Below are 26,521 nucleotides of genomic sequence, written 5' to 3' on the forward strand. Positions count from 1 at the left end.
AGCAAGATGATGAGCAACAGGCGCTCGCGCAGTTCCGCAGCCCGGCCCTTGTCCACGATGGCCAGTGAACTGCGCGACGGCTGGGTGGCCTTGCTCGCCGCCTTCACGGGCTTTGCCCTGAGCCCGATGTATCTCATGGTCTATTCGTTCGGTCTGTTCATCGCGCCGCTTTCCAACGAGTTCAACTGGAGCCGCAGCGAGATGGGGCTTACCTTGACGATTTCAGGCCTGCTGACGGCTCTCGTCTCGCCGCCTGCGGGATGGATCGCGGATCGGTACGGCACGAGATACATGGTCCCGCTCAGCATGCTCCTCGCCGCCGGCTGCTTTGCCGCGTTCAGTCGCTTCGGCCCGGACGTGCGCTATTTCTGGCTGGGCTACGCAGTGCTTGGAACGCTTATCGCCGGGTGCAGCACCATGGTATTTACCCGGATCGTCAGCGCGAATTTCACATTCGCAAGAGGAACTGCGCTCGGTTTGGCCTTCCTTGGCACGGGCGTCTGCGCGATCCTGACTCCGCTGCTTGTCAATGCCGGGATCGAGCGGTTCAGTTGGCGCACGACCTATCTCCTGATCGGCATGGTCACAGCTGGCGCCGCCGTGCCAATGGCCATCTTGCTCGCCAGCAATCATCGCATCGATCGGCAAAGGCCGCTCCGCCCATCGTCGCAGGCAGAAAGCGGCGCCTTGCGACGTGCATTGTCCACCCGCGAATTCTGGTTGCTGGCGACTGCCTGCCTCTGCCTGACAGCTGCGCTCACAGGCATGGTCCCACAGTTCGTGCCTATACTCGAGGCAAACGGTATCAGCGCGTCCGGGGCCGCTGCGATTGCCAGCTTCATGGGCGCTGCCGTGGCCGGGGGACGGATGTTCAGCGGATTTCTGGCCGATCGTTTCTTCGCGCCGCGAGTGGCAGCCCTGTTCGTGGTCGGCGGTACTGCGGGATCCCTTCTTCTGATGACCGGTGCGAGCGAAGTCGCATGGCTGGCTGCATTGGCTATCGGTCTGGCCTTCGGCGCGGAAATCGACCTCGCTGGCTACATTGCTTCCCGCTATTTCGGGACACGCAACTTCGGCGTGATATATGGATTTCTGTACATTTTCATCGTGATCGGCTCGAGCGCGAGCCATATGCTCTACGGAGCAATGTACGATCTCACCGGTGGGTATTTTGCCGCCCTCGTTGCGGCGATTGCCTTGCTTCTCTGTTCGATCGTGTGCTTCCTGGCGATGCCCGGATTTAGCGATCTCGTTCGCGAAGACACTCTGCTCCAGGAGCAATCATGACTCAAAGCAAGGCCTGCTTCCCGCCGAATCTGCTGGCGGGGCGCACCGCTCTGGTCACTGGCGCCGGGCGCGGCAACGGTCGCGCAATTGCTGACGCGTTGGGCCGCGCGGGAGCGAAAGTCGTGCTCACCGATGTGGATGGGACTGCCGCCGAGAACAGTGCAGCGAGCATGCGCGACGACGGCATTTGCGCGTGGGGCATGGCGCTCGACGTCACATCCAGCGAAGCGTGCTGCGTCGTCGCGGCACAAGTGGAACGCGAAGTCGGCGATATCGGCATCCTGGTCAACAACGCCGGGATCATCATTCGCGAACCAAGCGATGCCCCCCAGGGCGATGCCAATTTCCGCAGAACCATCGATGTCAATCTCAACGGCACGTTCCATATGACCATGGCGTGCCTGCCCTCGCTCAAGCGAACGCGCGGCGCCATCGTCAACATCGCCTCGCTGACCTCGTTCATCGGCCATACGGCGAGTGGTTACGCTCCCTCGAAGGGCGCAGTCCAGCAACTGACCCGCTCACACGCACTGGAATTCGGTCAATGGGGCATACGCGTCAACGCCGTGGCGCCGGGCGTGATCATCACAGACATGACCGCACAGACCCAAGCGAACACCGAAACAAGCAAACGCCTGCTGGAGCGAATTCCCCTCAATCGCCTTGGCGAGCCAGCGGAGATTGCCGCCCCCGTTGTCTTCCTGGTCTCGGACCTTGCGAGTTACGTAAACGGTGCAACGCTACTGGTCGACGGCGGCTTCATGACAAGCTGATCCGGTCGATCAACTGTCGGCCCGCCCGATGATGGAAATGCAGGCAATTCCCAGATAGGGCACACCGCCCAGATTATGGGTCAATGCCAATCTGGGACTGTCGATCTGCCGTTCACCCGCGCGGCCGAGCAACTGCAGATAGCTCTCGTAAAGCATGCGCAGACCTGATGCGCCGATCGGGTGACCGAAACACTTGAGGCCGCCGTCGATCTGGCACGGCAGCTTGCCATCAGCATCATAGAAGCCGTCCAGAACATCCTTCCAGCCCTGCCCGTCCTCGCTGATGCCCAGATCTTCCATCGTCACCAGTTCGGTGATGGAAAAGCAGTCATGCACCTCAAGCATCGACAATTCTTCGCGCGGATTGACGATCCCCGCCTCGTCGTAGGCGCGCCGCGCGGCATTGCGGGTCGTGCGAACATGGCTGCCGTCCCAATCGGCCATTGTCATTTCCACGCCGGAGCACGTCGAAATCTGGATCGCCTTGATCGTGATGGCCTCGCTTTTGCCCAGCGCACGCGCAATCTCGGGCGTGGTGACTATGGCGCAGGCCGCTCCGTCCGAAACGCCGCAGCAATCGTAAAGGCCAAGCGGATCGGCGACGATCGGCGCATCGATGATCTGCTCCATGGTAAGTTCTTTGCGGAGGTGGGCCTTGGGGGACTTCACTCCGTTCTTGTGACTTTTCCAGGAGACATGGGCCATAGCCCGTTTGAGATCCTGCTTCGAAATCTGATGCTTGGTCCGATAGCCGCCCGCCAACTGGGCAAAGCCTGCCGGTGCCGAACTGACCGGTTGCCACATGTCGTTGAAAGCGCCCTTCCACGGAATGGGCAAGCCGCCGTAGCCTGTGTCTTTCAACTTTTCCGCACCGATCGCCAGCGCGATGTCGCAAGCGCCGGCGGCAACTGCGTAAGCAGCGCCGCGCAAGGCCTCCGTTCCGGTCGCACACATGTTCTCCACGCGGCTCACCGGAATACCGTCGAGCCGCAGCGCCGTAGCGGCCGGGATCGAACTGTTGCCTACATTGACCCGATCCATGCCCGAGCCATACCAGGCGGCACTTATCTGCTTGCGCTCGATGCCGGCATCGGCGAGCGCTTCGTCGAATGCCTCGGCCATCAGTTCGGCTGTACCAGCTTCCCACCGCTCACCGAACCTTGAGCATCCCATCCCGATAATCGCGACGCGATCCCTGAATCCGCTAGACATGCTGTTCGTCCTTCATCGGAATCGCCTTCCAGAAATAGCGTCGATAACCGCGCTGCGAATCCAACTCCTTGATGCGGAATGCCATTCTGACACGCTCACCGATCTCAATGCCTTCATCCGGGCCATCGACCATTTCCATCAACACCCGCGCACCGTTGTCGAACTGGACAAAGCCGACATAAAGTGGCGGATTACGATAGAAATTCAGCCAGTCTGCCGTCACCGTCACAACGCGTCCGCGAACCCCTGACATTGCCACCTGTTCATAATCGGCCGGCCTGTTGCACTCAGGATTGACGCAGTAGGGAAGCTGCGGAAACTGCACTGTGCCGCAAGATCGGCACTTGCCCGCCCTGAAACCCGTTACCTGCTCATTGGCGCGCCAGGCCTCGGTCAGCATGGTCTTCTGGTCGGTCTCCGCCCGCATCCCCCATTCGGGCGTAAATGCGCCTGCAAAGGTGGCGAGGCGCAAATAGTCCCGGGTCACGAGGCCATCATCCATTGTCGCGGCGACCAGGCCCTTGTTGGCAGGCTCGGCGGTCTTCTGAAACAACAGCACGTCCACGCCCTGGCCGAAGCCGATGACCATGATCGTGTCGCCCACCGCAGCTCGATCGATGGTATCGGCAAGCATAAGCAATGGGTGTGCAGACCCGGCATTGCCACATTGCGCGGCCAGTTGATCGGCGATGACCCCATCAAAGCCGATCTTCTTTGCCAGAGCCGTCGGAACAGCCTTGTTGGTCGCAGCCAGCACCAGATGCTGCACCTCGCCGATCGACAGGCTACAATTGTCCAGCGCCTGACCTACCGCGACTGGCACCAGTTTTCCGTAACCCTCGTCCCGGATCCAGCGCTCTTCCCAATTGTAGTCGTAATCGGAACCGGCCGCGCGGAAATGATCGACGAAATAGTCTGACCGACTGGCACCGCCAAGAAAGCGGGCGATGAGATTCTCGCTATCGAGCACGAAGGCTGCAGCGGCAGCGCCGTTGGTCAGCTCCGCGACACTGGCGGGCCTGGCCCGCGGGGCATCGGAGGCAATCACGAGAGCCGCTTGCGCGGACAATCCTTCCAGCCCGGCGAGCAAGGCACTGGTGCCACCTCTCTGCGAATGCCCGACATCCTGCGCGCGCAGCGACGCGGGCAGGTGCAACGCTTCGGCGACTATGCTCGCGTTGAGCAAGTCATCGAACGGCAGATTTGTGGAGGCCAACGTCAGACTGGCGATCTTCTTGTCGAAGTGGCTTAGAGCGCCAAGCCCTGCTTCGACAGCCATGGTGACTGCATCCTCATCCCACGATGCGAATGCGCGGCTCCCCTTTGCCTGGCCCTTGAGCGACGGCGCCATCCATCGATGGGCAGACGCAATGGCCGCCCGATCGATCCTGAGCCGCGGGACGTAGGCGCCCAGCGCGCTGATACCAATATCGGCCATGGCGTATCAGACCGGATCCCAAGGGATCACCTCAGCGGTGATCTGGATCGGGAAGAAAGATCCCTCGAAGGCGGGAAAAACCCGTTCAATGCAGGTTTCCGGCGTCCAACCTTCGGCCGTGTGCATCGTGCGGATCGGCCGCGGCTGGCTGAACAGCATGATCTCGTTCTTGCGAACGCTGAAGATCTGACCACTGACATTTGCCGCACCGTCGGAGAGCAGCGCAACGGCGAAGGGCGCAACCTTGTCCGCAGTCATGGACTGGAAGGCCTCGACCCGGTTGCGGTTCTGCTCGCTGTTGTCGGTCTTGATCTCGCCGATCAGCCTGGTCATGGCCCAGGGCGCAATGCAGTTCGACCTCACGTTGAAACGCTTCATGTCCAATGCGATCGACTTGGACAGGCCGGCGACACCCAGCTTTGCCGCCATATAGTTGCTTTGACCGTAGTTGCCGATCAATCCGCTGGTCGACGTCATGTGGACAAAGGCACCGCTCTCCTGCTCGCGGAAATGGGGCGCAGCGGCACGCGAGACAAAGAAGCTGCCGTCCAGATTGACACTGCGAACCGGGGCCCACTGGTCGACATCGATCTTGTGGAAGAGCTTGTCGCGCAGCACCCCTGCATTGTTCACGACACCGTCTATCCTGCCGAACGCATCGATAGCCGACTGGATTATCGCCTGGGCGCCTTCCCAGGTGGCTACAGTATCGCCATTGGCCACCGCCGACCCGCCGGCCGCTACAATCTCATCGGCAACAATCTGGGCCGGTCCGGCGTCCGCTCCGTCGCCGCCAGGACCGCAACCCAGATCGTTGACTACCACGCTGGCGCCTTCGCGAGCTGCGTACTTGGCGATTTCCGCCCCGATTCCGCCGCCGGCGCCGGTTACCACCACAACCTTGCCGTCCAGAACACCCATTATCAATCTCCCCGGGATCTTCCGCTTTCACCCATCTCGCATGCTTCGCCTGCGACGCTCTGCAGATCTTCAATGTTAATGCCGAAATTTCTTCATGTCAAAGTTTATATCACACAGGAAATATAAACCCGCTTGAGCAAGCGTCCTCAAGCGCAAGAACAGACGCAACGTGGACGCGCAGCTGCACGGCTGCGATGACGCGGCATCGCAGCTGATGAACCCGTAACCTTCCGTTTCGGAAAATGACCGACGCGGCGAGTGCCGCCTCGCGCAGTCCGCGTTACTGAGGCGTCCCGAATTCCTCGCCCAAATTGAACAACTTTATGGCATTGCCAGCCCAAAGCTTGTGCAATTCCTCATCATTGCGCGCCATTGTTTCAGCGAACCCGAAGGCGTCGTTCTGATCCCAGCCATCGAAGTTGGAGCCAGTGTAGATGTTGTCAATGCCCCATACCTGGACGAGAAAATCTCTTGCACGCGGGTCGTGCACCGAGTTCTCGAAATAGAAGTTGCGCACATATTCGCTGACGGGTTTCTTGGCCTTGCTTGCGGGCATCCGTTCGGCTGCCTCGGCAAAGCGACCAAGTTGGTAGGGCACAAAACCTCCACCATGAGGAATGCAGATCTTCAGGTTCGGATAGCGGTCGAGAACTCCACCGAGAACGAGATTTCCGAAAGCCAGGGATTCGCGATAGATGTATCCCGCTATCCAGCCAAAATTGAAGATATCCTTCTCATTGAGTGCGGGATCCCAGGCAGGATCGTCCGTCCCTATCGGCGCGCCATGCAGGAACAGAGGTTCGCCGATCGCCTCGAGATATTCGAATATCGGAAACAGGGCTTCGTCGAACAGTTCGCGGCCAGCCAGGTTGTCGGTCGACATGTTGACGCCGCGCGAATAGTGAAAACTCTTGAGGCGTTCGAGCTCCTTCACAGAGGCTTCAATGTCCTGAAGCGGCAACATCGGCTGGAAAAAGAACCTGCCCGGTTCGCCCTCGCAATAGGCTTCCATCTCGTCGTTGACCACGCGGCAGTAATTGGCGCCCTCCTCGGGGCTCGCGCCATAGCAGAAGAAGATCGGGCTCGCCGTGACGCCCATGACGTCTATATTCAGGCTGTCCAGCTTCTCACGCCGAACGTGGGGGTTTTGCGCACCTTGTTGCCCCGATTCACTGCTCCCCTTGAAAGGAGCGGTCTGGTACGTTCCGGCGCGAAAGCTCTGGGTTCCATTACCATGGTCGATCATTTCCGGACCGTAACTGCCCGCAGCGCCCAGCATTTTCGGCGTCAGGACGTGGGAATGGACATCGATTTTCTTGAGACGTCTTGCCATGCTGGTTCTCGCAAATACTGATCTGTTAAGTAGTTGAATTCAGGCAGGACCGATCGCAAGTCCGCGGATCTCGCCAAATTCCTGCTCGCTTTTGAAGAATTTGTCGCCGCCGTCGGTGCTGACGAATATCTGGCCGTAAAGGCTCGCGCAGACGACCACATGAGGCACGGCCGGATGAACGGCGACAGTGCTGACATGCGAATTGGCGGGAGTGGGAAACTCGCACGGATCCCAGGATTGGCCCGCATCGCGGCTGCGCTGCAGCAGGCCTGCCCGGCCGGGTGTCGTATCCCCCGTGCAAGCATAGACGACGTCGGTTTCATCCGGCTTCAAGGCGATGTGGCGCACGTATTGCGTCAATCCCAGCTTGCGCTTGAGTTCCACAGGTGCCGGCAACCAGCCGTTGTCGTCCGATGGGTAGATGTCGGGAAAGATGTGACGGCGAAAGGTCGAACCCCTGTCGGTGCTGATAAAGACACCGCACGGACTGGTAATATAGACTTTCCCATCTGCGCTGAGCGCTACACCGTGATTGTCCCCGAACAGGACATGGTCTCCCAGCGGGCGAATCTTGGTCCAGCTGTCTCCGCGGTCGTGACTGACCAAGGTGCCGTAAATCTCGCAAGTGGCCCAGATGGTGTCGTGACTGGCGGGATCTATCTGGATCCGGGTCACATGCGAAGCACCGATCGGCGGCGTGAACGCCGGTACGTACATGGGCAGTTGCTGCCAGCTCTTGCCTCGATCCGTCGAACGAAACAGCGGATAGTCTGTGTCCCAGCCGGCAATGCCCGCGAACAGGATGTTCGGGTCATCCGGGTGCCACGATACAGACCAGACCTGCTTGTAATTGAACGGCGAGGAAATGAACTCGAAGCTCTTGCCGCCATCCTCGCTCAGATGCACGCCGATATGCGAGCCTGCCAGAATATGCGTGGGGTCATGCGGCGAGACCTCCACGGCGCGCACGTCGATCCAGGCCCCCCAAGGAGCAACCGCCATCTTCTGAGCGGCCTGATAGAAGGACCGGCCGCCATTGTCGCTCATGAAGACGCCCGATCCCATCGATCCAACGTAGACCTTGAAGGTTTCAGTCATATCCGGCCTTTCGTTGATTCACGGGTCACTGCGCAGGTGCGGACGTATCTTCGCCTGCATTCAACCTGCTTTCCTGCGCGGCCGGTTCGGGCGGATCCATCTCACCCGCTTCAATCAATTCCTCGATCGTGCGGTGGCGCACAGTCGCGCCATCGACAAAGCCAAGCTTGTGCTCCGGCTCATGGAGCATGAACGGCGGCGGACTGTGAATCCACGAGCGATAGCCAAAGTCGGCCGACCACTGATGCGGGATCCATGTATCGTCAATCGCGTCGACGTCCGCTCCGTATTCAATATCACCGCCGGTGGGCGATGGCATGTAAAGGAACAGAGCCGAACCGATGCGATGACGCCCCAGGCCCTGCTGCGATTTTTCCCAACCCTGACGCTCCATATAGGCCTTGCCGACCATAATCTCGTCGATGTCCTCGACGATGAAATTGGTGTGATCGTACTTGAGCCTTCCGTCGCCCACGAAAGGAACATTGGCATCGAGCAGTGCTGTCGTGTGATGCATGCTCGAACCCGGGCAGCGCAGATAGATGCCGATCCCCATCTGAACCTCGCTGACGCGAAAATCCAGCCGATCGCGATAGAAATCGAGAGCCGCGTTGACATCGGGATAAGCGAACACGGCATGCATGATCTGCTTTGGCTCGGCTCGATGCCGCCACTTGCGCCACTGGTTGAAGCGCTGCGTCGAGCCGGGCGCGTTTAGCGGCGAGGGCGAAGAGACAACCGGAATTTTCTGCCACAGCCGGAGCCCCATCGCCTGCCCAAAGGACGTCACGAAGTGGAATGTCCCCTCTTCGTCTTCGGTAACGTCATGGTCGCGGCGCAAATCCGAGACGTATCGCCGCAGGCTGTCGGCATCGTCCACCCCCCATATCACTTCCCGCACACCGCAGCCGACTTGGTCCGATTTTGGAAGAAGTGGGTCCTCGATGTGACGAACGGAGATATAGGAACCCTCCGCCAGGCGGTAGAGCGCGTGATCAGCTGTCCGCTCCACTCCAGGCAATCCGAAATCGTCGAGAAAGCGCGCAGCCTTCTCCAGATCTTCGACCCCGAAGTTCAGCCTTGCGATACCGTTAAGCATAGCCTTGTTCTTCCTCTCGGCGGCGAACTTTCATACCGACCGCTCACTTTTCTGTGCATCTGTTGCGCCGCGCGCATAGTCCTTGATGCCTTTCCAGCCCTCGTCATCAACGTCGGAGAGCGCCATGAAATTGCCGCCGTTGGCCAGCCACGCTCCGCCGTCCACCGCGATGGCCTGGCCATTCATGAACTCGCATCCCGGCGCCATCAGGAACACGCCTGCATTTGCCAATTCGCTCAGTTCGCCCAGCCGGCCCAGCGGATTGCCACACGGATTCCAGCCGTGTTTCACCAGGGGATCGAGACGTGTCTGCGATCCCTCGGTCTTGAAAATCCCCGGCGCGATCGTGTGCAGCCGGATCCCATGCTTGCCCCATTCGCTCGCCAAGGACTTGGACATGATCTCGATGCCGCCTTTCGCCATGGCCGCAGGCACGGCAAAGGGCCCCCCGTTCCAGATCCAGGACGCCAGGACGGACACCACGGTCCCTCTGACTCCCTCGGCTATCCAGCGCTTGCCGCATTCCTGCGTCAGGTAGAAGGCACCGCGAAAGGCGATGTCGGTGATCGCGTTGAAGGCATTGGGCGAGAGATCCTCAGTGCGCGAGATGAAATTGCCCGCAGCACTGTTCATCAGGCCATGGATCGGACCTCCGTCCTGCCAGCAACGCTCGACAAGGCTTCTGACCTGGTCTGGATCCCTGACATCGCAGGCGAACCCCCGCGCATAGCTGCCGGTTTCAGCCTCAAGCCGGGCCGCGGTGCGTTCCACCACTTCGGCCCGGCGCCCTGCCAGATAGACCGAAGCGCCAAGAGTAGCATAGGCGTCCGCCATCGCCTCGCCAATTCCGGTGCCGCCGCCGGCAACCAGAATGCGCATGCCCTTCATCAGATCTGGTCGAAACATCAAATCCCGCATTCAATATGTCCTCGTTCCCAGAATCTCTTTTTGTTCGGCCGCAATCACACGTTCGCAGCCACCACGCGCCCTTGCGGTACGATTCTTTACTACCGCACAGCAGTGCACATGCGCAACAACCATTTCATATAATGATTATCTGAGCTCAATCGAAGCTGACCTCCTGCCTCTACGGCAAACAGCATCAGTGCATGTATTGGCCGCCGTTGACACTCAACACTTGACCATTGACCCACTGTGCGTCGTCAGAGGCCAGGTAGGCCACCATGGCGGCAATATCCTCGGGCATTCCCAGGCGGGGGCTTCTGGTTATCGCCAGCAGGTCGGCCTTGCTCTTTTCGGTATGATCGCGTTCGACGGTGTCAGTCAGAACCAGACCGGGAGCCACGGCATTGGCGCGGATGTTTTCCTTGCCCCACCGGGTTGCAACGTGGCGCATCAGTCCGTTCAGCCCCGCCTTGCTCACGACATAGGAGACATAATGGGGCATCGACGTCATCGAAGCGTCAGAGGACGTGTAGCAGATGCCGCCGCCACCGCGCTTGAGCAGCTCGGGAATGGCATAGCGACTGCAAAGCAGGTGGCCTCTCAGGCCAACTGCGATCGTCTGGTCGAAGACCTCGAGCGGAACACTGACGGCATCCGTATCCTGTCGCCGGATGCTGGTGTCCGCAGCATTGACATGGATGAAGTCGATGCCGCCGAAAGCGGATACCGAATCCCGCACCATGGCAGCGACCGAGGCTTCATCGGCGATGTCCAGCCGCAGGGCAAGCGCACGCCCGCCGGCAGCTTCAATCTCCGAGCAGATCGCCGAGGCACCATCGAAGTTCAGGTCTGCAACAACCACTGAAGCGCCCCGTTGCGCCAGAAGGCGTGCCACGGCGGCGCCAATGCCCACTTTCGCTCCAGCCCCCGCCACGATCGCCACTTTGCCGCTCAGACTACCCATTCTGCCTTCCTCCCCGGTTCCGATCAAAGCGCGCTCGAACCGCCGCACACGAAGTGCATGGCTCCATTAACCCAACGCGCGTCGTCCGATGCCAGGAAGAGTGCCACACCTGCCACGTCGTCGGGTTCGCCGATCCGCCCCATGGGGTTTTGCTCGGCAAGCATTTCTGCGACTTCATCGCTATATCCGCCACCGAAAGTCGTGCGAATATAGCCAGGTCCTATGGCATTGACCCGGATGCCGTACTTGCCAAGGTCAAGCGCGGCCACCTTGGTAAGTTGCATGACCGCTGCCTTGGAACTGGCGTAAGCTGCCAGATTGGGTAGAGCCTTCACGCTGCCGATAGACGCCATGTTGATGATCGCTCCACCCTTTTCCTTCATGTGCGGCGCAGCCGCCTGGATGCCATGAAACACCCCATCGACATTGACCGAATAGCTGCGTTTCCAGTCTTCGAAGCGCAGTTCGTCGACCGGCACGAGCGGCGCTGGAAATCCGGCATTGTTACACATCACATCGATCCCACCGAACCGGTCGATGCACTGAGCGACGCAGGACTGGATGGACTTAGGATCAGTCACATCGCAATGAGCCGCGACGATCCGTCCCTCCCCCTGTGCCACCGTTTCATCCATCTCACTGGAAATATCGGTCGCCAGAACCTGTGCCCCTTCCCGCGCATATCGCCAGGCAATTGCCTGCCCGATCCCTGCGGCACTCCCGGTTACGAGCGCGACTTTGCCTTCCAGCCTTCCCATCGTTCCATCTCCGCTTGTAGAGCCTTGGACGGCTCAACATCTTTCATGTTCCATTCGCACGCGTCGACTGCTCGGCAAGCCACTTCGCGCTATTGCGCAAGAGCTGGCGAAATCCGCTCACCTGATAAGCGGATGGACCGTCACCACATTGGACATAGACGATCGGGCTGGCCTTTTCCTGACGCGCCCAGACTATCAGGTTGTTGCCGGCAGGGCGCTCCCACCCCTCATTGCTGTCAGGCCGCCCAGCCATGGACGCGCCGATCGAATAGAACCCGCTTGCGTCGAACCGGTAATTGCTGCGCATCAAGGGGACCAATGTCTCTTCGAACACTTCGCCCATATAGAGCTGGTCGGTGATCTCGAAACCGTCCTCCAGTCCTGCCGTAACAGGATGATCGGCAACCGGCGTGACACGGTGCGTAACGCCGAAGCGATAGCCGCTATCCGGGACCTCGCGCCCGCGCAGTTCGCCCGGTTCCGCCATTACCGCGCCGCCCAGAATTTCCGCGTAGCGCGGCCAGCGCGGCCAGCCGATGATGGCGTGATGCAGGAACAGCATCGGCACACCGCAAGCCAGCAGACGCTCGAACCCGGACTTGTACGCTTCGCTCGGCTCGAATTGCACGGGCGCCTGGGGGATGCGATAGTCCTGTCCCGGCACGTCGTAGAACAGAATCAGGTCGAACCGGGAAAGACTGTCCGGATGCTCGAACAGCGCCGTGGCGGCCGGATGCGCGACGTTGCACCAGTTGTAACCAAGATCATCATAGAGGACGTCATCCAGCAAGGCGAAGAAAGCCTGAGCATCGAATGGATGCCCGCCAGTGACGACCGCCACCTGACGCTCTCGGGTACGCGCCGTGAAGCGTTCGAAGGTCATGGCGCAGCCGCTTTCAACCGATGCGGCTTTCGAACATCGGCGTTCCGGGCGGCAGCATTTCCCCACGGCGATACGTCCGCGCGCCCGCCGCCAGCTTCTGATCCACCCCGACCGGCCATTTGCGCTTCAAGGGATCGGCAACAGCAAATTCCAGTCGACCGATACCGTCAATCTCGATCACCCCGCGCTCGCCGTCCTGCAGCGGTCCCAGTCCCTGATGATTGACCCCGCAAGCCAGCACGTCGCCCGGTTCCAGCGGCAATACCCGCGAAGCGTATGAAACAATCTCGCGGACCGGATTTTCCATGTCGCTGGTCGGATAATCCTGCCGCAGTTGGCCATCGACCCATAGGCGCAAACGGGTCGCCTGCGGATCGGGCAGATCGTCAGCGGTCACGATCCAGGGCCCCAGCGGGCAGAAAGTGTCTGCCGACTTGTTGATGAAAGTCACGTTTTCGCGAAAGCCGCGTGCCGAAGCGTCGACAACGCAGGTGTAGCCGAACACATGATTCAGGGCCTCTTGAGGCGAAACGTTTCGCGCGCGGCTTCCGATCACCACGGCCAGTTCGCCTTCATGCTGGAACTGGATCGCTTCGTGCGGGATGAGGTGAATCGTCGCTCCCGGATCGATCACCGAACGAGACGACTTCACAAACATGTTGATCGGCTTCACCGGCTTGTCCGGCAACTCGAGAAATTCCTTGTAGTTGCCCAGGCCGAAAAACATCTTGCGCGGCCTGGGCAGCGGCGCGCGCAACCTGACTTGCTCAAGGGCCTGCCCCGGTTGATCGGAGCATGCTTCGATCGCGGGCCGCAATTCAGCGAACCGGGCGATGATTTCCGGCATCCGGTCTCGGGGCAATTCTGCCATGATCGCTTCGCCTACCGCGGCGGAAAGATCGACAATGCGATCGCCGACGACAAGACCGGGACAATAATCGTTAAACAGGGCAAGCTTCACGATACAGCCTCCTCGATCGCCGGAGTAAAGGCATTGGCACCCATGAAAAAGCTCCCATTGCGGGCCGCCTGAAGCGCTTCATCCGCCTTGGGGTCGACATCGGAGGGCCACACGCGGCGGCGGGGATCGGTTACCGAAAGCGTGAACCCCCCGATCCGGTCGATTTCTATGCGGTATGTCTCGCCATGCTGCACGGGACCGACCCCGCGCATGTCGGTACCGCAAGCGATCAGGTCCCCCGGCTCCAGGGTTGCGATGCCGGATACGAACGCAATCAGTTCAGCAACGGAATATTCCATGTCGCTCGTGCTATAATCCTGCCGCAGGGTCTCGCCCTGCCACAAGCGCACATTCAGGTCTTGCGGAGAGCCCAGTTCATCGGCTGTGACGATCCACGGGCCAAGCGAGCCGAAACCTTCGTGCGCATTGACAGCGATTCCCTGGTCATCGAGAATTCCGCGGACGTTGAGATCGATTGTCGCAGTATACCCGAAGACATGGTCCAGCGCCTGCTCGACGGTAATGTCGCGCCCGCCCTTGCCGATGATCACGACCAGTTCCGCTTCGTGATGGACCGCGCCCAGCGCCATGTCCGGCAAGCTGACCGACGATCCCGGCCCCGTGATCGCATCCGCCGGCTTTAGCCAGAACACCGGCATGGCGCGTTCGTGCGTTCCGCCTTGCCGGTAATTGGCAAAGGTGCACAAGGTCAGTTCCGGATGCGTCAAAGGGGCGTCCAGGCTGACTTCTTCCAACGGCAGCACGGGACCATCGTGTCGTTCGAAGGCCGCCCGTAGATCGTCGAAGGCAGCGATCACGGCGTTCATCCTGTAGCGGGGACGCAGCGCCATGATCGAAGCCGGCAGCAGGTCGGTCACGTCGCGAATGCCGCCCTCGGTGACAACTCCCAACCGGTCGTCGTTAAATCTCGCCAGCTTCACCGGCATCCTCCTCCTCAAGTTCGCAGCAGAGGCTTGTCGGCCTCTGTCTTCGCGTTTGGTCAGTAACTCTTGGGCATTTCCAGTGCTTTTTCCGCGATGAAACACAATGCCAGCTCGGGACTGATCGGGGCCAGCCGCGGAATCATCACTTCGCGCAGGTAGCGCTCCACGTGATACTCTTTGGCATAGCCCATGCCGCCGTGCGTCATCACCGCCCTTTGGGCTGCATTAAAACCTGCCTCTCCCGCCAGATACTTTGCCGCGTTGGCATATACGCCCGCGTCTGGCTTGCGGTTGTCGTAGCACCAGCCCGCTTTCAGCACCATGTTCCAAGCCGCCTCCAGCTCGCACCAATTGATCGCAAGCGGGTGCTGGATTGCCTGATTCTGACCGATCGGTCGGCCGAAAACGACACGTTCGCGCGCGTAGTTCGCCGCCCTGTTGAGCGCAGCGTACCCAATCCCGACCGCCTCGGCCGCGATCAGCACCCGCTCCGGATTGAGGCCGTCAAGGATATACTTGAATCCCTGGCCTTCCTCGCCAATCCTGTCTTCGAGGGGAACCATCAGGTCTTCGATGAACAGTTCGTTCGAATCGAGAGCCTTGCGCCCCATTTTTTCGATCTCGCGCACCGATACGGCATTGCGATCGAGCTTTGTGTAGAACAGGGTCAGGCCATGCGTGGGACTTTTAACGTCTTCAAGCGCCGTGGTCCGGGTCAGGAGCATGATCTTGTCAGCAACCTGGGCGGTCGAGATCCAGACCTTGAGCCCATTGACCCGGTAGTGATCGCCTTCGCGCACCGCTCTTGTCTTGAGCTGGGTCGTATTGAGCCCGGTATTGGGCTCGGTAATTCCGAAGCAGGCCTTTTCCTTACCCTGGATCATCGGGGTAAGCATCCTGTGCTTCTGTTCTTCCGTACCGAATGCCACGATCGGGTGCAGACCGAACATGTTCACATGCACGGCCGTCGCACCGGACATACAGGCCCCCGATTCGGCAATCGTACGAGTGACGATGGCAGCTTCCTGGATGCCCAGCCCTGCACCGCCGTAGGCTTCGGGGTAGCAGATACCCAGATAACCGGCGTCCACCATCTCACGGTAGAAGTCTTCGGGGAAGCCGCCTTCCTTATCCTTCCGCAACCAGTAATCGTCGCTGTATCTTGCGCAGATCTGCTGCACGCTCTCACGGATCGCCAGCTTCTCCTCGGACCATTCGAATTCCATGTGACAGCCTTCTCCCCAAACAGCGTCGATCGCGCCGCCGGACACCGTTCTGACGATGTACGCTATTTCATATGTGATAGAAACCTTTTATATAGGCTTCTTGTTGCGTCAAGTGCGCGCAGGCCGGACGGGCTCAAGTTTCCGCCTTGACGTCTATGTTAATAGCTGTAACATATGAGTGTAGGGCCGCAGAGTCCAGCCGCCCAAGTGGAGACTGCATGAAATGATCGCTTTCGAAAGGCTATCGGACGAACTGTCTTACGGCGCGGTAATCCGCGGCATCACCCTCGATGACATCGCATCGGAGGAAAACCGCGAGCAGCTTCGCAAGCTCTGGTTCGAATACGGCCTGCTGCTGTTCCGGGACACCGATGTAACCGACGAACTTCATGTCGAGCTGAGTCGCGTATTCGGCCGACTGGAAGGACACTTCCTGAAGGACCGCATCGTCGACGGCCACCCCGAACTTGTCGCCTTCGGCTCCGATCCGGTCAAGGAACAAACCATAGATGTCGGCGGCCGTGTCCTGATTGGCTACATCCCATGGCATACCGACTTCCGCTGGATGGCCCACCCCAATCATGGCGGCATCCTGCGTGTGCACAAGCTGCCAAAGAAGGGCGGCGCCACCGGCTTCACCTGCATGATTGACGCTTACAACAGGCTCGACGATAACCTGAAGAAGCGGATCGAAGGCCTTGAAGCGGTCTGCAAGATGATACCCGACGAGCGCATGATCCGCTTCTTCAAGCGCGAAAAGCTCACGGTGCTCAACGAGGGCACTTCGATGGAAGCTCTCCAGGCGCGGCCTGCCACCGACTTTCCGGCAGTTGCGCATCCGCTCGTTCGCGTCCAACCCGAAACCGGTCGCAAGATGCTGTATTTCACGCCGCACAATGCGGTGTCGATTCTCGGCCTGGAACCGGACGAATCCGACGCATTGATCGAGGAACTGAGCTGGGTCATCACCGACCCAGCCTATGCCTATTACCACGACTGGAAAGTCGACGATCTGGTGTTATGGGACAATCTTCGCATGCTGCACACGGCCTCTGGAGTCGAACCGGGCGAAGAACGCGAAGTACGTCGAACGACGATTGCTGCGCCGGAGCCGACCGGGCGAACCCTGGAAGAAGGTGGATGGAAGTGGGAAGATAACCGCTTCGATTCCCAGACTGCTGCTGGCGCTTCGGCTTGACGGTGGTGGTGCGGCCCTTCCTGCGGATCGCCCCGAAAAGGCATCGACGACATGGAGGGTCGCCACCTGCCGCACCGGAATCAAAGCCGGGAAAGGCAACATCGTTACGGCACCCGCCGGGATGTAAATTGCGGTATGTACGGTAAAGTCCAGCTCGCACGGTAGAAGCTATGTTTGGCTGTCTGGAAATTCGTCGTTCCGGCGGATTTTGCAGTCCCGATGCCGGCCCTTTCCCTCCCGACCTTCCCTGGGGAAGTGAAGGTTTGAAGGGGGAGAGGGCCGGTGTCGGATATGCGGACTTGCACATGAACGGTTTGAAGAGACGGGGTGGAACAGATGGCTGCGATCGACAGGGCCTATAATGTTGCCGACATCGCAGCAATCGCCAGGCGGCGCCTTCCGCCGGGACTTTACGACTTCATCGATCGCGGCGCCGAAGACGAAGTCACCAGGCGAGAGAACAGCGAGTCCATCAAACGCATCCTGATCCGCCAACGGGTCGGGATCGATACTTCCATGCGCGACATAACAACCCAGATTGGCAGCGTCGTGCAATCCATGCCCATCGGCCTCGCGGTGACGGGCATGGTAGGGCTGCTGCACTACAAAGGGGAACAGGCGATGGCCAGTGCGGCCGCTTCAGCCGGCGTTCCCTATACTCTGGGCAGCGGGAACTTCGCAGGAATGGCGGAATGCAAGGAAATCTGCGGCGATCTCCTGTGGCGCCAGCTTTACCCTTGCCGCACCGAAGCCCTGCTCCAACACCACCTCGGGATCGCGCGCGATGCCGGTGTGAACAATCTGGTCATCACCCTCGATTCACCCCAGACCGGCAATCGCGAATACATGCTACGCAACGGCTTCATGCCAGGAATGCTCAACCGCAATGCCATCCGCGAAATGCTATCCAGACCCGGCTGGCTCATGCGGGCGATTGTCCCCTACTATCTACATGAAGGCGGTCTGCCCGAAATGGTGGATCTGCCTGACGACATTCGCGGTCGTTTCGGCGACCGCAAAGTACCGCCCAATCCTCCAGCTGACGATTATTCCTGGGACACGATCCGCCGCATTCGCCGTGACTGGAAAGGCCGGCTGGTCATCAAGGGCATTTCGGTACCCGAGGACGCAATCACCGCCGCCGATATCGGGTGCGACGGGGTGATCGTCTCCAACCATGGCGGGCGCAGCCTGGATGGCTGCATACCGTCCATGAGCGCCTTGCCGGGCGTGGTCGACGCCGCAGGCTCACGGCTCGACGTGATGGTGGATGGCGGCTTCACGCGGGGATCAGACGTTCTCAAGGCCATTGCCCTGGGCGCCAAATGCGTCTGGCTAGGCCGAGCCACAACGTTCGGACTGGTCGCAGCAGGACAAGCTGGCGTTGAGCGGGTCCTGGAGATCTTCCGCAGCGAGATCAGCCGGGCCATGGCCATGATGGGGGCGACCAGCGTTGCCGAACTCAACCGCGATTTCCTGCAGCTCTGATCCCGATCGATCTTTTTCGCTGCTAAGCGTTGCTCGACCGGCAAAGACTTTCCCGCAGCTTATCGAGCGAAGCTGGCGCGGCGGACCGCATCATGCATCGCCTTGCGCATCGATCTGGAAAGAAGGCCCAATGAAACCGGCAGATGAGGGCACGTCCTGCTCGGCGGGAGCCTTGTAATCCCAACATCCTGCCAGCAGTCCGCCATCGATGGTAATGATCTCACCGGTAATGAACCCCGCCTCTTTCGAGGCGAGATAGAGCACCGCATTGCCAATGTCTTCCGGACGACCCGCACGTGGGATCGGCTGACGTGTTGCCATGTCAGCTTCCAGCGCTGCAAGGTCGCTGTGGTCGCCTCCCGCCATGGGTGTGAGGATCTGTCCCGGACAAATGCAATTGACACGGATGTTGAACCGGCCGAGTTCGACGGCGGCCGACCGCGTAAGATTGAGCAATGCGGACTTGCACGCACTATAGGCGTGTCCGAAGGCATATCCTCGCAGCCCCCCGATCGACGACGTGCTTACGATCGCGCCGCCACCGCGCTGCTTCATATGTGGCACGCTGAATTTCATTCCGAGAAACACGGAGCGAACCAGGACGGAAAATGTCTTGTCCCAGTCCTCTACGGAAAGCGCTTCGATCGGTCCGACAGCCCCGGGGAAACCTGCATTGTTGAACAGCACATCGATGCCCCCGAGCCGTGACGCTGCGGATTCGACAAAATCCTGCATGGCCTGCTCGCACGAGACATCGGTCTCGATGAAAATCGCTTCCCCGCCTGCCGCTTCGCAAAGACCTGCCGTTTCGAGACCGCCGGCCGTGTTCAGATCGGCCAGAGCAATCTTTGCTCCCTCCTCAGCGAAACGGATCGCCGTCCCGCGGCCGATGCCACTGGCACCACCGGTAATCAATACAGTCTTTCCCGAAAACCGCTTCATCTTCGTTCTCTCCCGAATTGATCTTTCTCGGCTGATTCTGGTGCTCGGTGACAGCAGCAGTAGACACCGACATGTGAAATGTCTATTTTTTATCTGAAATAAGATTCGCGGAAAGGATGGAACACCTTGGACTGGTGCTGTAGGCTGCAAAGCCCGCCAACGGCGCCCAAGCAGGCACAACGCGTCGCAATGCAAGCACGAGCCGGAGCATCTCGCGCCGAGCATGCCGGGACGATGCGGATAGAACCGTCGAGAGGATCAACCAATGAAACATCAACCTGTTATTCAAGGCTTCGATGACGTGGATTTCGATCCATTCGCATTCTTCGCTGCATCGTTTGGAGAAATCCGGGACGTCTACAGTCTCTATGATCGACTTCGTCAGCAAGGCACTGTGGTCGAAGGCAGCGTGCTGGACCTGCTCTGCGGGGTCACGGAGCCCCAGCTTGAAGGCCTTCGGCAGTTCACGGTGCTGGGTTACGAGGAGGCAATGGCGGTCAATCGCGATCCGGCGCTGTTTTCCAACGCGACGCTGAACGATTACCTTTCCATCACCTTCGGCCCGACGCTCACTGCGCTTGATCCGCCGGTCCACACCGAGGTTAGGCGCGTGTTCCAGCGCATCTTCCTGCCCGCACAAGTTGCGAAGTGGAGCGAGACTTTCATCGATCCGGTGATCGATCGGCTGGTTACCGATCTTGCAACGGCGGGCAAGGCCGAACTGGTTGAGGACTTCGCCAAGAAGTACCCCTTCCAGATCATCTATCGCCAGCTCGCACTGCCAGAGCAGGACATAGAGACGTTTCACAAGCTGGCAGTGGCACAAGGCCTGATGGGAGAGTATCGCCATCACGCAGTGGAAGCGTCGCAAAAGCTCGGCGCTTTCCTGACGGACATCGTTGCCGAGCGGCGACGCAATCCGGGCGCGGACCTTATCAGCACACTGGCAACCAGCGAAGTGGATGGCGCTCGGCTGGAAGACCAGTTCATCATCGCTTTCCTGCGCCAACTGACGCTTGCCGCCGGCGATACGACATTTCGGGCGACCGGCACGCTGTTCGCCGGACTGCTCTCAACCCCTGGGCTTCTGGATGAAGTGCGAAACGATCGCTCGCTCGTCGCTCCGCTGATTGAAGAAACCCTGCGATGGGACGGCCCTTCGGGCTATACCCTGCGAACCGCCACGCGCGATACCGAACTGGGCGGTGTCGCGATCCCCGCCGGATCGGTGGTGAATGTCTCATTCTCGGCCGCGAACCGGGACCCCAATGCCTTTGCCAATCCGAATGCCTTCGACGTACACCGCCCGAAAAAGCCGCATATGGGCTTCAACACCGGCCCGCATATGTGCGTGGGGCAACACCTGGCACGCCTGGAAATGTCCCGCGCCGTAAACGCAATGCTCGACCGCTTTCCCAACATGCGCTTCGATCCGGCCCAGCCGCGACCGCATATCGAAGGCGTCGTGTTTCGCACTCCCTACAACGTTCACGTCCTGCTGGACTGAAGAACGCAAGGAAACCGGGCCATGCGCGAAGAAATCAGTTTCTGCCGGATCTGCTGCGTCAGCTGCGCCATGAAGATGCAGATCGACGACAACGACCGGATCGTCAGCATCCGCGGCGACAAGACCAATCCCATGTCCCGCGGCTACGCCTGCTACAAGGGCTTGCAGGCAGAGGATCTCCATCATGGGCCGGGCCGCATACTGCGCCCGCTCAAGCGCCTCGACGATGGCTCGTTCAAGGAAATTCCCTACGAGCAGGCATTCGACGAAATAGCGGCCAAGATGCAGTCGATCATCGATCGCGATGGCCCCGACGCGATAGCAACCTTCAAGGGCGTGGGCAGCTTTTCCTGTTCGACCGCCTATCCGATGCCGCAGGCGTTCACGCGGGCCATTGAGTCTTCCGCCTATTTCACCACAGCCACGGTGGACCAGTCGGCCAAGTTCATCACCCATGGACGCATGGGTGGATGGGCCGCAGGCAAACCGAATCTCGACCAATCCGATGTCGCAATTCTATTCGGAACGAACCCCCTCGTATCGCACGCCCTGATGGGCTTCTTGTCGGCCGATCCGACCAAGATTCTCAAAGAGGCCCGAAACCGGGGCTTGAAGCTGATCGTTGTCGATCCGCGGCGCAGCGAAACTGCCCAGTTCGCAGCGCTGCACCTGCAACCCTTGCCGGGCGAGGATGCGTCGATCGCCGCAGGCCTGATTCGCATCATCCTGGAAAACGGCTGGGAAGACTCAGACTTCTGCAACCGTCATGTCGCGCCAGGCGGATTGGCCCGCCTGCGCCAGGCCGTGGAACCGTACACGCCCGAGATGGTCGCAAAGCGCGCGGGCATCGAGGCGGAGCTTCTGTTAGAGGCAGCCACCCTGTTCGCAAAAGAATCGAAAAGGGGCGCGGCCTGGACGGCAACTGGCGTGACCATGTCTCCCCGCTCCAATCTGGCAGACCACATGGTATCGTTGCTCAACGTGATCTGCGGACGCTTCCGGCGCGAGGGCGACAAGGTAACCAACATCGTTCCCTGGCACCCGCCTTTCGACTTTCGCGCCGAGGTCATCCCTCCCGACCGCCATTGGGAGAAGGCGCCCCCCGGCAGAATTCGAGGCGCCGGGAATCTGCTGGGCGAACGAATGGCCTGCAATTTCGCCGATGAGATCCTCACCCCGGGTAAGGGGCAGATAAAAGCCGTGCTCAATGGCAGTTGCAACCTTGCCTCATCCCTGCCGGACCAGCGCAAGGTGGTCAGCGCGCTCCGTTCGCTCGAACTGCTGGTTTCGGTAGATCCCTTCATGTCGACGACGGCACGGCTGTCGCACTACATCTTGCCGGTCAAACTCGAATTCGAACGTTTCGACCTGCCGCTCGCCCATGTCGGAGTCAGCTTCTATCCCGTCGCCTTCGGCGCCTATGCCCGGCCGGTCATCGCCCCGCCGGCCGGCTCCGACGTCGTCGATGATTGGTATATATACTGGTCCCTGGCCAAGCGGCTGGGCAAGCAGATCTCGTTCGAGGGTACGCCGCTGGACATGCAAACTCCGCCCACAAGCGAAATGCTCATCGAACTGCTCGCCAAAGATGGTCAGGTCCCCCTTGCCGAAATCAAGAAATATCCGGGCGGGCACATATTCGATATTCACGGAACTGTCGGTGCCGCTCGGCCCGAGGCTTGTGCCCGTTTCGACGTCATGCCCGACGAAGTGTTTGCCGAACTGACCGAAGTCGCGGTCGAGAGCACGCTAACGTGCGAAAATCCAAAAGAAGGTCAGCCTTTCACCCATCGCCTTGCCGTGAGGCGCGATCGGAATGTCGTCAACTCGCAGACCGCACTTCCATATCAGCGCCGCCGTCGTTCCTACAATCCGGCATGGCTGAACCCGCAGGACATTGTGGAACTGGGCCTGGAAGAAGGTGATCGCATCTGGATGACCTCGGATCACGGACGGATTCCCGCGGCCGTCTCGGGAGATCCGTCGGTGCGTCCTGGCGTCGTCCAGATGTCGCACGGCTGGGGCCAATTGCCCGATGATCCCGGCGATTTCGAGAACTCAGGCGCGAACACGAATCTCCTGATCTCAAGCGAACGGGATATGGAGCCCATCAATTCGATGGCGCGACTATCGGCGATCCCGGTCGCGATCTGTCGAATGGATTGAGCGGCCGCAGCCACTGGCAGCGGTTGATCCCGGGAACAGACCTCGCCACATTCTGGGTCGGCCGAGTGTTCCGAAGTACAGCGATCTCGCCTTCTGGGAGCATCCGGCCCACTGTGCTTTGTGGTTTGATGAAAGCAATCTTTCACCAGCACTTGCCGGCACCAGACAGGTGGTCTCGACTTCATCGAACATGGTTTGTCGTGACTGCGCCCCCAGTCGCCCCAAGGCGTTCGCATGGGCGCCCCGAAGGACAATCTGGCAAATCCGCGCTTCCGCCTTATGATCGAGCGAGTGATAACCTGGCTGGCGGACCCGAATGGAAAGAGCTGATGCTGTCATCGTTGGGGCCGGAGTGGTGGGGCTGGCCATTGCCGAGGCGTTGGCCAGAAACGGCATGCCGCCCTTGGTCCTTGAAGGCGAAGCCCATTTCGGATCGTGGACGAGCAGCCGCAACAGTGAAGTCATTCACTCCGGACTCTACTATCCGGACGGCTCGCTCAAGGCGCGGCTTTGCGTCGAAGGGCGTGACAGGCTCTATGCGTTCTGCAAAGGCGCAGGGGTTGCGCACAAACGCCTGGGCAAGATCATCTTTGCCCAATCCCTCGAACAATCCGGCGAGCTCGATGTCATAGAATTGGCCGCAAGCATGGCTGGTGCGGGTAAGCTTACGCGGATGACGAGAGCGCAGGCACGAGGCCTCGAGCCCGAACTCGATCTCGCCGACGCCCTCCTTTCGCCTGATACCGGGATCATCGATGTACATGCCTACATGCAGGCGCTGATCGGTTCGGCAGAAGCTCGCGGCGCAAGCCTCGTGTGCTCGACCAAGGTCACTCGCGCCGTACAGCGGCAGGACGCCTGGCAAATCTGGATCGAGGGCATGGACGAACCGGTGCTTGAAACGCCGATCCTGATCAACTCCGGCGGACTTGCCGCGCAAGATCTTGCGCGGACAATCGAGGCCCTGCCTGCCGATCGCGTGCCGCCGCTTCATTTCGCGCGCGGCGTGTACTTTACCTATGGCGGCGCCGTACCTTTCAAGCACCTGATCTACCCGGTCCCCGAGCCCGGTGGGCTCGGCACCCACCTCACGCTCGATCTTGCCGGCCGGGCCCGTTTCGGACCTGACGTGGAATGGATCGATACGATCGACTATACGGTCGACGAAGGCCGCAAGGAGCATTTCGTGCAGGCAGCCAGAAGAATCTGGCCGAAGCTGGACCCCGAACGCCTTCAGCCCGGCTATGCAGGCATCCGGCCGAAACTTTCAGGTCCGGGCGAGCCCGTCGCCGACTTCAGGATCGAAGGACCTGCCGAACATGGATTGCCCGGTTTGATCAACCTCTTCGGCATCGAGTCGCCGGGACTGACGGCTTCGCTGGCCATCGGCGAACTCGTCGTTCGGAAACTGGGATGAGCCCTAGGCTTGTCGGCGCATAGCGCGGCGCAAACGACGCATGGCTGCGCATCAAGGCCCTGAACCTCACTGGACACAATATGGCATTATCCGATTCCCGGCAGATCGATCAGTTGTCCGCACTGGTTTGCCTCGCATCCACGCACTCCTTCACCGCCGCCGGCAGGATGCTGCAAAGGCATCCGACCGTCATCTCGAAGCGGATTGCGTCACTCGAGGCGCGCCTTGGCGTGCGTCTGGTCGAACGCTCGACCCGGCAGGTTCGGCTCACCGACGCCGGGGTCAAACTGGTCGAAAAGATCATCGCGGCGAACGAACTGCTCGACGAAGCCCAGCAGGAAGCGACTTCCCTGTCCAGCGAGGTCAGCGGGCGGCTTCGCATCGCCTTCCCGGCGACAATGGGACGGTTGTGGATCGCCCCTCGTCTCCCGGATTTTGCCGCCGCGCATCCCCATCTCGAGCTCGAAGCGGATTTCGACGACGGCTTCGTGGATCTGGTTGCCGGAGGTTACGATGCGGCCATCCGGATAGGGCATCTGGCCGACAGCAGCCTGGTCGCGCGCAAGCTCGCCGATCATCAACGCGTCCTCGCCGCTTCCCCCACTTATCTTGAGCGCAGCGGCGTACCGGTCAATCCAGCGGAACTCTCGTCACACCGCTGCCTGGGCAACCCGCGGCTTGCCTCGTTTCCGATATGGAAACTGTCCGACGGTGAGAATCTGGCTGCGGTCAGGACACAAGGGCCCTTTCGCACCAATGACAGCACGGCCATGCTCGAAGCGGCGCGAGCGGGGCTTGGCATCATCGGTGCAGGCGAATGGCTGGTGGCGAAAGACATCGCGAGCGGCCGTCTTGTACGCGTCATGCCGAAGTGGACCTTCGATGGCGATGGCGGCATCTACCTGGTGCGACCGTCCGGTCGATATGCATCGAGCAGGGTCGAGGCATTCGCAGAGTGGATCGAAGATCTCGTCACCTCACTGGACTGGACGACGACAGGACGCGGATAAGCACTTCATTGCTGCATTCAGTGCAGCAATGAAGTGCATCATAGCCCTATTCCACACTACAGGAACTATGCCTATCCTCGCGGCATGAAGAGTTCCCCCCACCTTCCGGCGTTTGCCGCGTTCGGATCCCTGCTCTCCCTGCAGGTGGGCGCGGCCTTTGCAAAGTCCGTTTTCCCGCTTGTCGGCCCCGAGGGAGTCGCCGCCTTGCGCATTGGTCTCGCGGCCTGTGTCCTTGGCCTGGTATTCCGTCCCTGGCAGCTGCGCATCGAGCGCCCGATCAAGCCCTATCTGCTGCTTTATGCAGCGATGATCGGATCGATGACCCTGCTGATTTATCGCGCCTTTTCCTACATGCCAGTCGGCATCGCCATTGCGATCGAGGTTATCGGGCCGCTTGGCGCCGCCCTCATTGCATCGCGGCGCCGGATCGACCTGGTCTGGATCGGCCTTGCCCTGGCCGGGCTTGGACTGCTGCCTTTCGGAACGGCGGGAAGCGTGATCGACCCCAGGGGCCTCGCCTTCGTACTGGCCGCTGCACTTTGCTGGGGCATTTATGTCAGCATCGGAGCAAAGGTGTCAGCGCTCGGCGCGAAAGGAACCGCGATCGGCATGGCGCTGGCGTCGCTTTTCGTCATCCCCATCGGCGTTGCCCATGCAGGTTCGGCGCTCTTTCATCCGAACATCCTGCTCTCCGGTCTCGTCGTGGCCGCAATGTCGAGCGCGCTTCCCTTCCTTCTGGACATCTATGCCTTGCGGCGATTGCCGGCCAGCGTCTTCGGCGTGTTGATGAGTGCTTCTCCGGCGGTCAGCGCCATTGCCGGCATGATGGTTCTCGGTGAGCACCTGAGCGCGGTGCAGTGGGCGGGGATCGGATTCATCACAGTCGCCTGCATCGGAACCACCCTCGTATCAGCGCGCCTGTCGAGCGCGAGCCGCGCCGTAGCCTCGCCCTCAAGCGATCCCTTGGCCAACCCAAGCTGACAACGCGGC

Annotated in this window: 23 protein-coding genes; 9 read left to right on the plus strand and 14 right to left on the minus strand. The window is 60.3% G+C overall.

Annotation, left to right across the window (positions count from 1 at the left end; all coding sequences use genetic code 11):
- Positions 1 to 9 precede the first annotated feature (9 nt).
- Both JI59_RS20810 and JI59_RS20815 read left to right on the plus strand, forming a co-directional pair.
- Entirely contained in the window at positions 10 to 1,287 is a 1,278-nt protein-coding gene (locus tag JI59_RS20810; RefSeq protein WP_160289750.1) for an MFS transporter, read from the plus strand.
- Positions 1,284 to 2,060 (plus strand): SDR family NAD(P)-dependent oxidoreductase, encoded by a 777-nt coding sequence (locus JI59_RS20815; protein WP_007014395.1) that lies wholly within the window; start codon positions 1,284 to 1,286, stop codon positions 2,058 to 2,060. Before JI59_RS20810 ends, JI59_RS20815 begins: the two co-directional genes overlap by 4 nt.
- A 9-nt stretch (positions 2,061 to 2,069) precedes the next feature.
- Here JI59_RS20815 and JI59_RS20820 read toward each other — a convergent pair whose 3' ends face one another.
- The 13 genes from JI59_RS20820 to JI59_RS20880 form a co-directional block, all read right to left on the minus strand.
- Positions 2,070 to 3,272, minus strand: coding sequence for an acetyl-CoA acetyltransferase (locus JI59_RS20820; protein WP_039857944.1), 1,203 nt, complete (start codon positions 3,270 to 3,272; stop codon positions 2,070 to 2,072).
- Entirely contained in the window at positions 3,265 to 4,710 is a 1,446-nt protein-coding gene (locus tag JI59_RS20825) for an OB-fold domain-containing protein (protein WP_007014393.1), read from the minus strand. Before JI59_RS20825 ends, JI59_RS20820 begins: the two co-directional genes overlap by 8 nt.
- 6 nt (positions 4,711 to 4,716) lie before the next feature.
- The gene (locus JI59_RS20830) at positions 4,717 to 5,631 is read right to left on the minus strand and encodes an SDR family NAD(P)-dependent oxidoreductase (protein ID WP_007014392.1); all 915 of its coding nucleotides are present in this window, start codon (positions 5,629 to 5,631) and stop codon (positions 4,717 to 4,719) included.
- Positions 5,632 to 5,911: 280 nt separating this feature from the next.
- Positions 5,912 to 6,964 carry an amidohydrolase family protein gene (locus tag JI59_RS20835; RefSeq protein WP_007014391.1) on the minus strand — a complete coding sequence of 351 codons (1,053 nt, stop codon included), beginning with the start codon at positions 6,962 to 6,964 and terminating at the stop codon, positions 5,912 to 5,914.
- A 39-nt stretch (positions 6,965 to 7,003) separates the two neighbouring features.
- On the minus strand, positions 7,004 to 8,062 hold the full coding sequence (locus tag JI59_RS20840; RefSeq protein WP_007014390.1) for a WD40/YVTN/BNR-like repeat-containing protein: 1,059 nt from the start codon (positions 8,060 to 8,062) through the stop codon (positions 7,004 to 7,006).
- Between the two features lie 25 nt (positions 8,063 to 8,087).
- Positions 8,088 to 9,161, minus strand: a complete 1,074-nt coding sequence (locus tag JI59_RS20845) for a VOC family protein (protein WP_007014389.1) — start codon at positions 9,159 to 9,161, stop codon at positions 8,088 to 8,090.
- A gap of 30 nt (positions 9,162 to 9,191) precedes the next feature.
- Complete coding sequence (locus JI59_RS20850) at positions 9,192 to 10,067, minus strand: SDR family oxidoreductase (protein WP_238532592.1); 876 nt, start codon at positions 10,065 to 10,067, stop codon at positions 9,192 to 9,194.
- A gap of 196 nt (positions 10,068 to 10,263) precedes the next feature.
- The gene (locus JI59_RS20855) at positions 10,264 to 11,031 is read right to left on the minus strand and encodes an SDR family NAD(P)-dependent oxidoreductase (protein WP_039857992.1); all 768 of its coding nucleotides are present in this window, start codon (positions 11,029 to 11,031) and stop codon (positions 10,264 to 10,266) included.
- Between the two features lie 23 nt (positions 11,032 to 11,054).
- On the minus strand, positions 11,055 to 11,789 hold the full coding sequence (locus tag JI59_RS20860) for an SDR family NAD(P)-dependent oxidoreductase (protein WP_007014386.1): 735 nt from the start codon (positions 11,787 to 11,789) through the stop codon (positions 11,055 to 11,057).
- Positions 11,790 to 11,832: 43 nt separating this feature from the next.
- Positions 11,833 to 12,672, minus strand: a complete 840-nt coding sequence (locus JI59_RS20865; RefSeq protein WP_007014385.1) for a ThuA domain-containing protein — start codon at positions 12,670 to 12,672, stop codon at positions 11,833 to 11,835.
- A 13-nt stretch (positions 12,673 to 12,685) separates the two neighbouring features.
- Positions 12,686 to 13,633 carry a fumarylacetoacetate hydrolase family protein gene (locus JI59_RS20870; RefSeq protein WP_007014384.1) on the minus strand — a complete coding sequence of 316 codons (948 nt, stop codon included), beginning with the start codon at positions 13,631 to 13,633 and terminating at the stop codon, positions 12,686 to 12,688.
- Positions 13,630 to 14,574, minus strand: coding sequence for a fumarylacetoacetate hydrolase family protein (locus tag JI59_RS20875; protein WP_160289751.1), 945 nt, complete (start codon positions 14,572 to 14,574; stop codon positions 13,630 to 13,632). The genes JI59_RS20870 and JI59_RS20875 overlap by 4 nt, the downstream gene beginning before the upstream one ends.
- 59 nt (positions 14,575 to 14,633) lie before the next feature.
- On the minus strand, positions 14,634 to 15,803 hold the full coding sequence (locus JI59_RS20880) for an acyl-CoA dehydrogenase family protein (protein ID WP_007014381.1): 1,170 nt from the start codon (positions 15,801 to 15,803) through the stop codon (positions 14,634 to 14,636).
- A 223-nt stretch (positions 15,804 to 16,026) separates the two neighbouring features.
- On the opposite strand from JI59_RS20880, the gene JI59_RS20885 reads away from it, so the two are divergent.
- Positions 16,027 to 17,001: a TauD/TfdA dioxygenase family protein gene (locus JI59_RS20885; RefSeq protein ID WP_007014380.1), complete on the plus strand. Its 975-nt coding sequence runs from the start codon at positions 16,027 to 16,029 to the stop codon at positions 16,999 to 17,001.
- Between the two features lie 336 nt (positions 17,002 to 17,337).
- The gene (locus tag JI59_RS20890) at positions 17,338 to 18,489 is read left to right on the plus strand and encodes an alpha-hydroxy acid oxidase (RefSeq protein ID WP_039857984.1); all 1,152 of its coding nucleotides are present in this window, start codon (positions 17,338 to 17,340) and stop codon (positions 18,487 to 18,489) included.
- Positions 18,490 to 18,579: 90 nt separating this feature from the next.
- On the opposite strand, the gene JI59_RS20895 is transcribed toward JI59_RS20890, so the two are convergent.
- Positions 18,580 to 19,431: an SDR family NAD(P)-dependent oxidoreductase gene (locus JI59_RS20895; RefSeq protein ID WP_007014378.1), complete on the minus strand. Its 852-nt coding sequence runs from the start codon at positions 19,429 to 19,431 to the stop codon at positions 18,580 to 18,582.
- A 265-nt stretch (positions 19,432 to 19,696) separates the two neighbouring features.
- Here JI59_RS20895 and JI59_RS20900 point away from each other — a divergent pair, with 265 nt between their 5' ends.
- The 5 genes from JI59_RS20900 to JI59_RS20920 all read left to right on the plus strand — a co-directional run bounded on the left by JI59_RS20900 (position 19,697) and on the right by JI59_RS20920 (position 26,512).
- The gene (locus tag JI59_RS20900) at positions 19,697 to 20,938 is read left to right on the plus strand and encodes a cytochrome P450 (protein ID WP_039857939.1); all 1,242 of its coding nucleotides are present in this window, start codon (positions 19,697 to 19,699) and stop codon (positions 20,936 to 20,938) included.
- A gap of 21 nt (positions 20,939 to 20,959) precedes the next feature.
- Positions 20,960 to 23,104 (plus strand): molybdopterin-containing oxidoreductase family protein, encoded by a 2,145-nt coding sequence (locus JI59_RS20905; protein ID WP_007014376.1) that lies wholly within the window; start codon positions 20,960 to 20,962, stop codon positions 23,102 to 23,104.
- Between the two features lie 316 nt (positions 23,105 to 23,420).
- On the plus strand, positions 23,421 to 24,521 hold the full coding sequence (locus tag JI59_RS20910; RefSeq protein WP_039857936.1) for an NAD(P)/FAD-dependent oxidoreductase: 1,101 nt from the start codon (positions 23,421 to 23,423) through the stop codon (positions 24,519 to 24,521).
- A gap of 80 nt (positions 24,522 to 24,601) precedes the next feature.
- A complete protein-coding gene (locus JI59_RS20915) occupies positions 24,602 to 25,531 on the plus strand; it encodes a LysR family transcriptional regulator (RefSeq protein WP_007014374.1) in 930 nt (309 codons plus the stop codon).
- Positions 25,532 to 25,615: 84 nt separating this feature from the next.
- Entirely contained in the window at positions 25,616 to 26,512 is an 897-nt protein-coding gene (locus JI59_RS20920) for an EamA family transporter (protein ID WP_007014373.1), read from the plus strand.
- Positions 26,513 to 26,521: the final 9 nt, after the last annotated feature.

Origin of the sequence: Novosphingobium pentaromativorans US6-1 (assembly GCF_000767465.1) — a bacterium.
GTDB lineage: Bacteria > Pseudomonadota > Alphaproteobacteria > Sphingomonadales > Sphingomonadaceae > Novosphingobium > Novosphingobium pentaromativorans.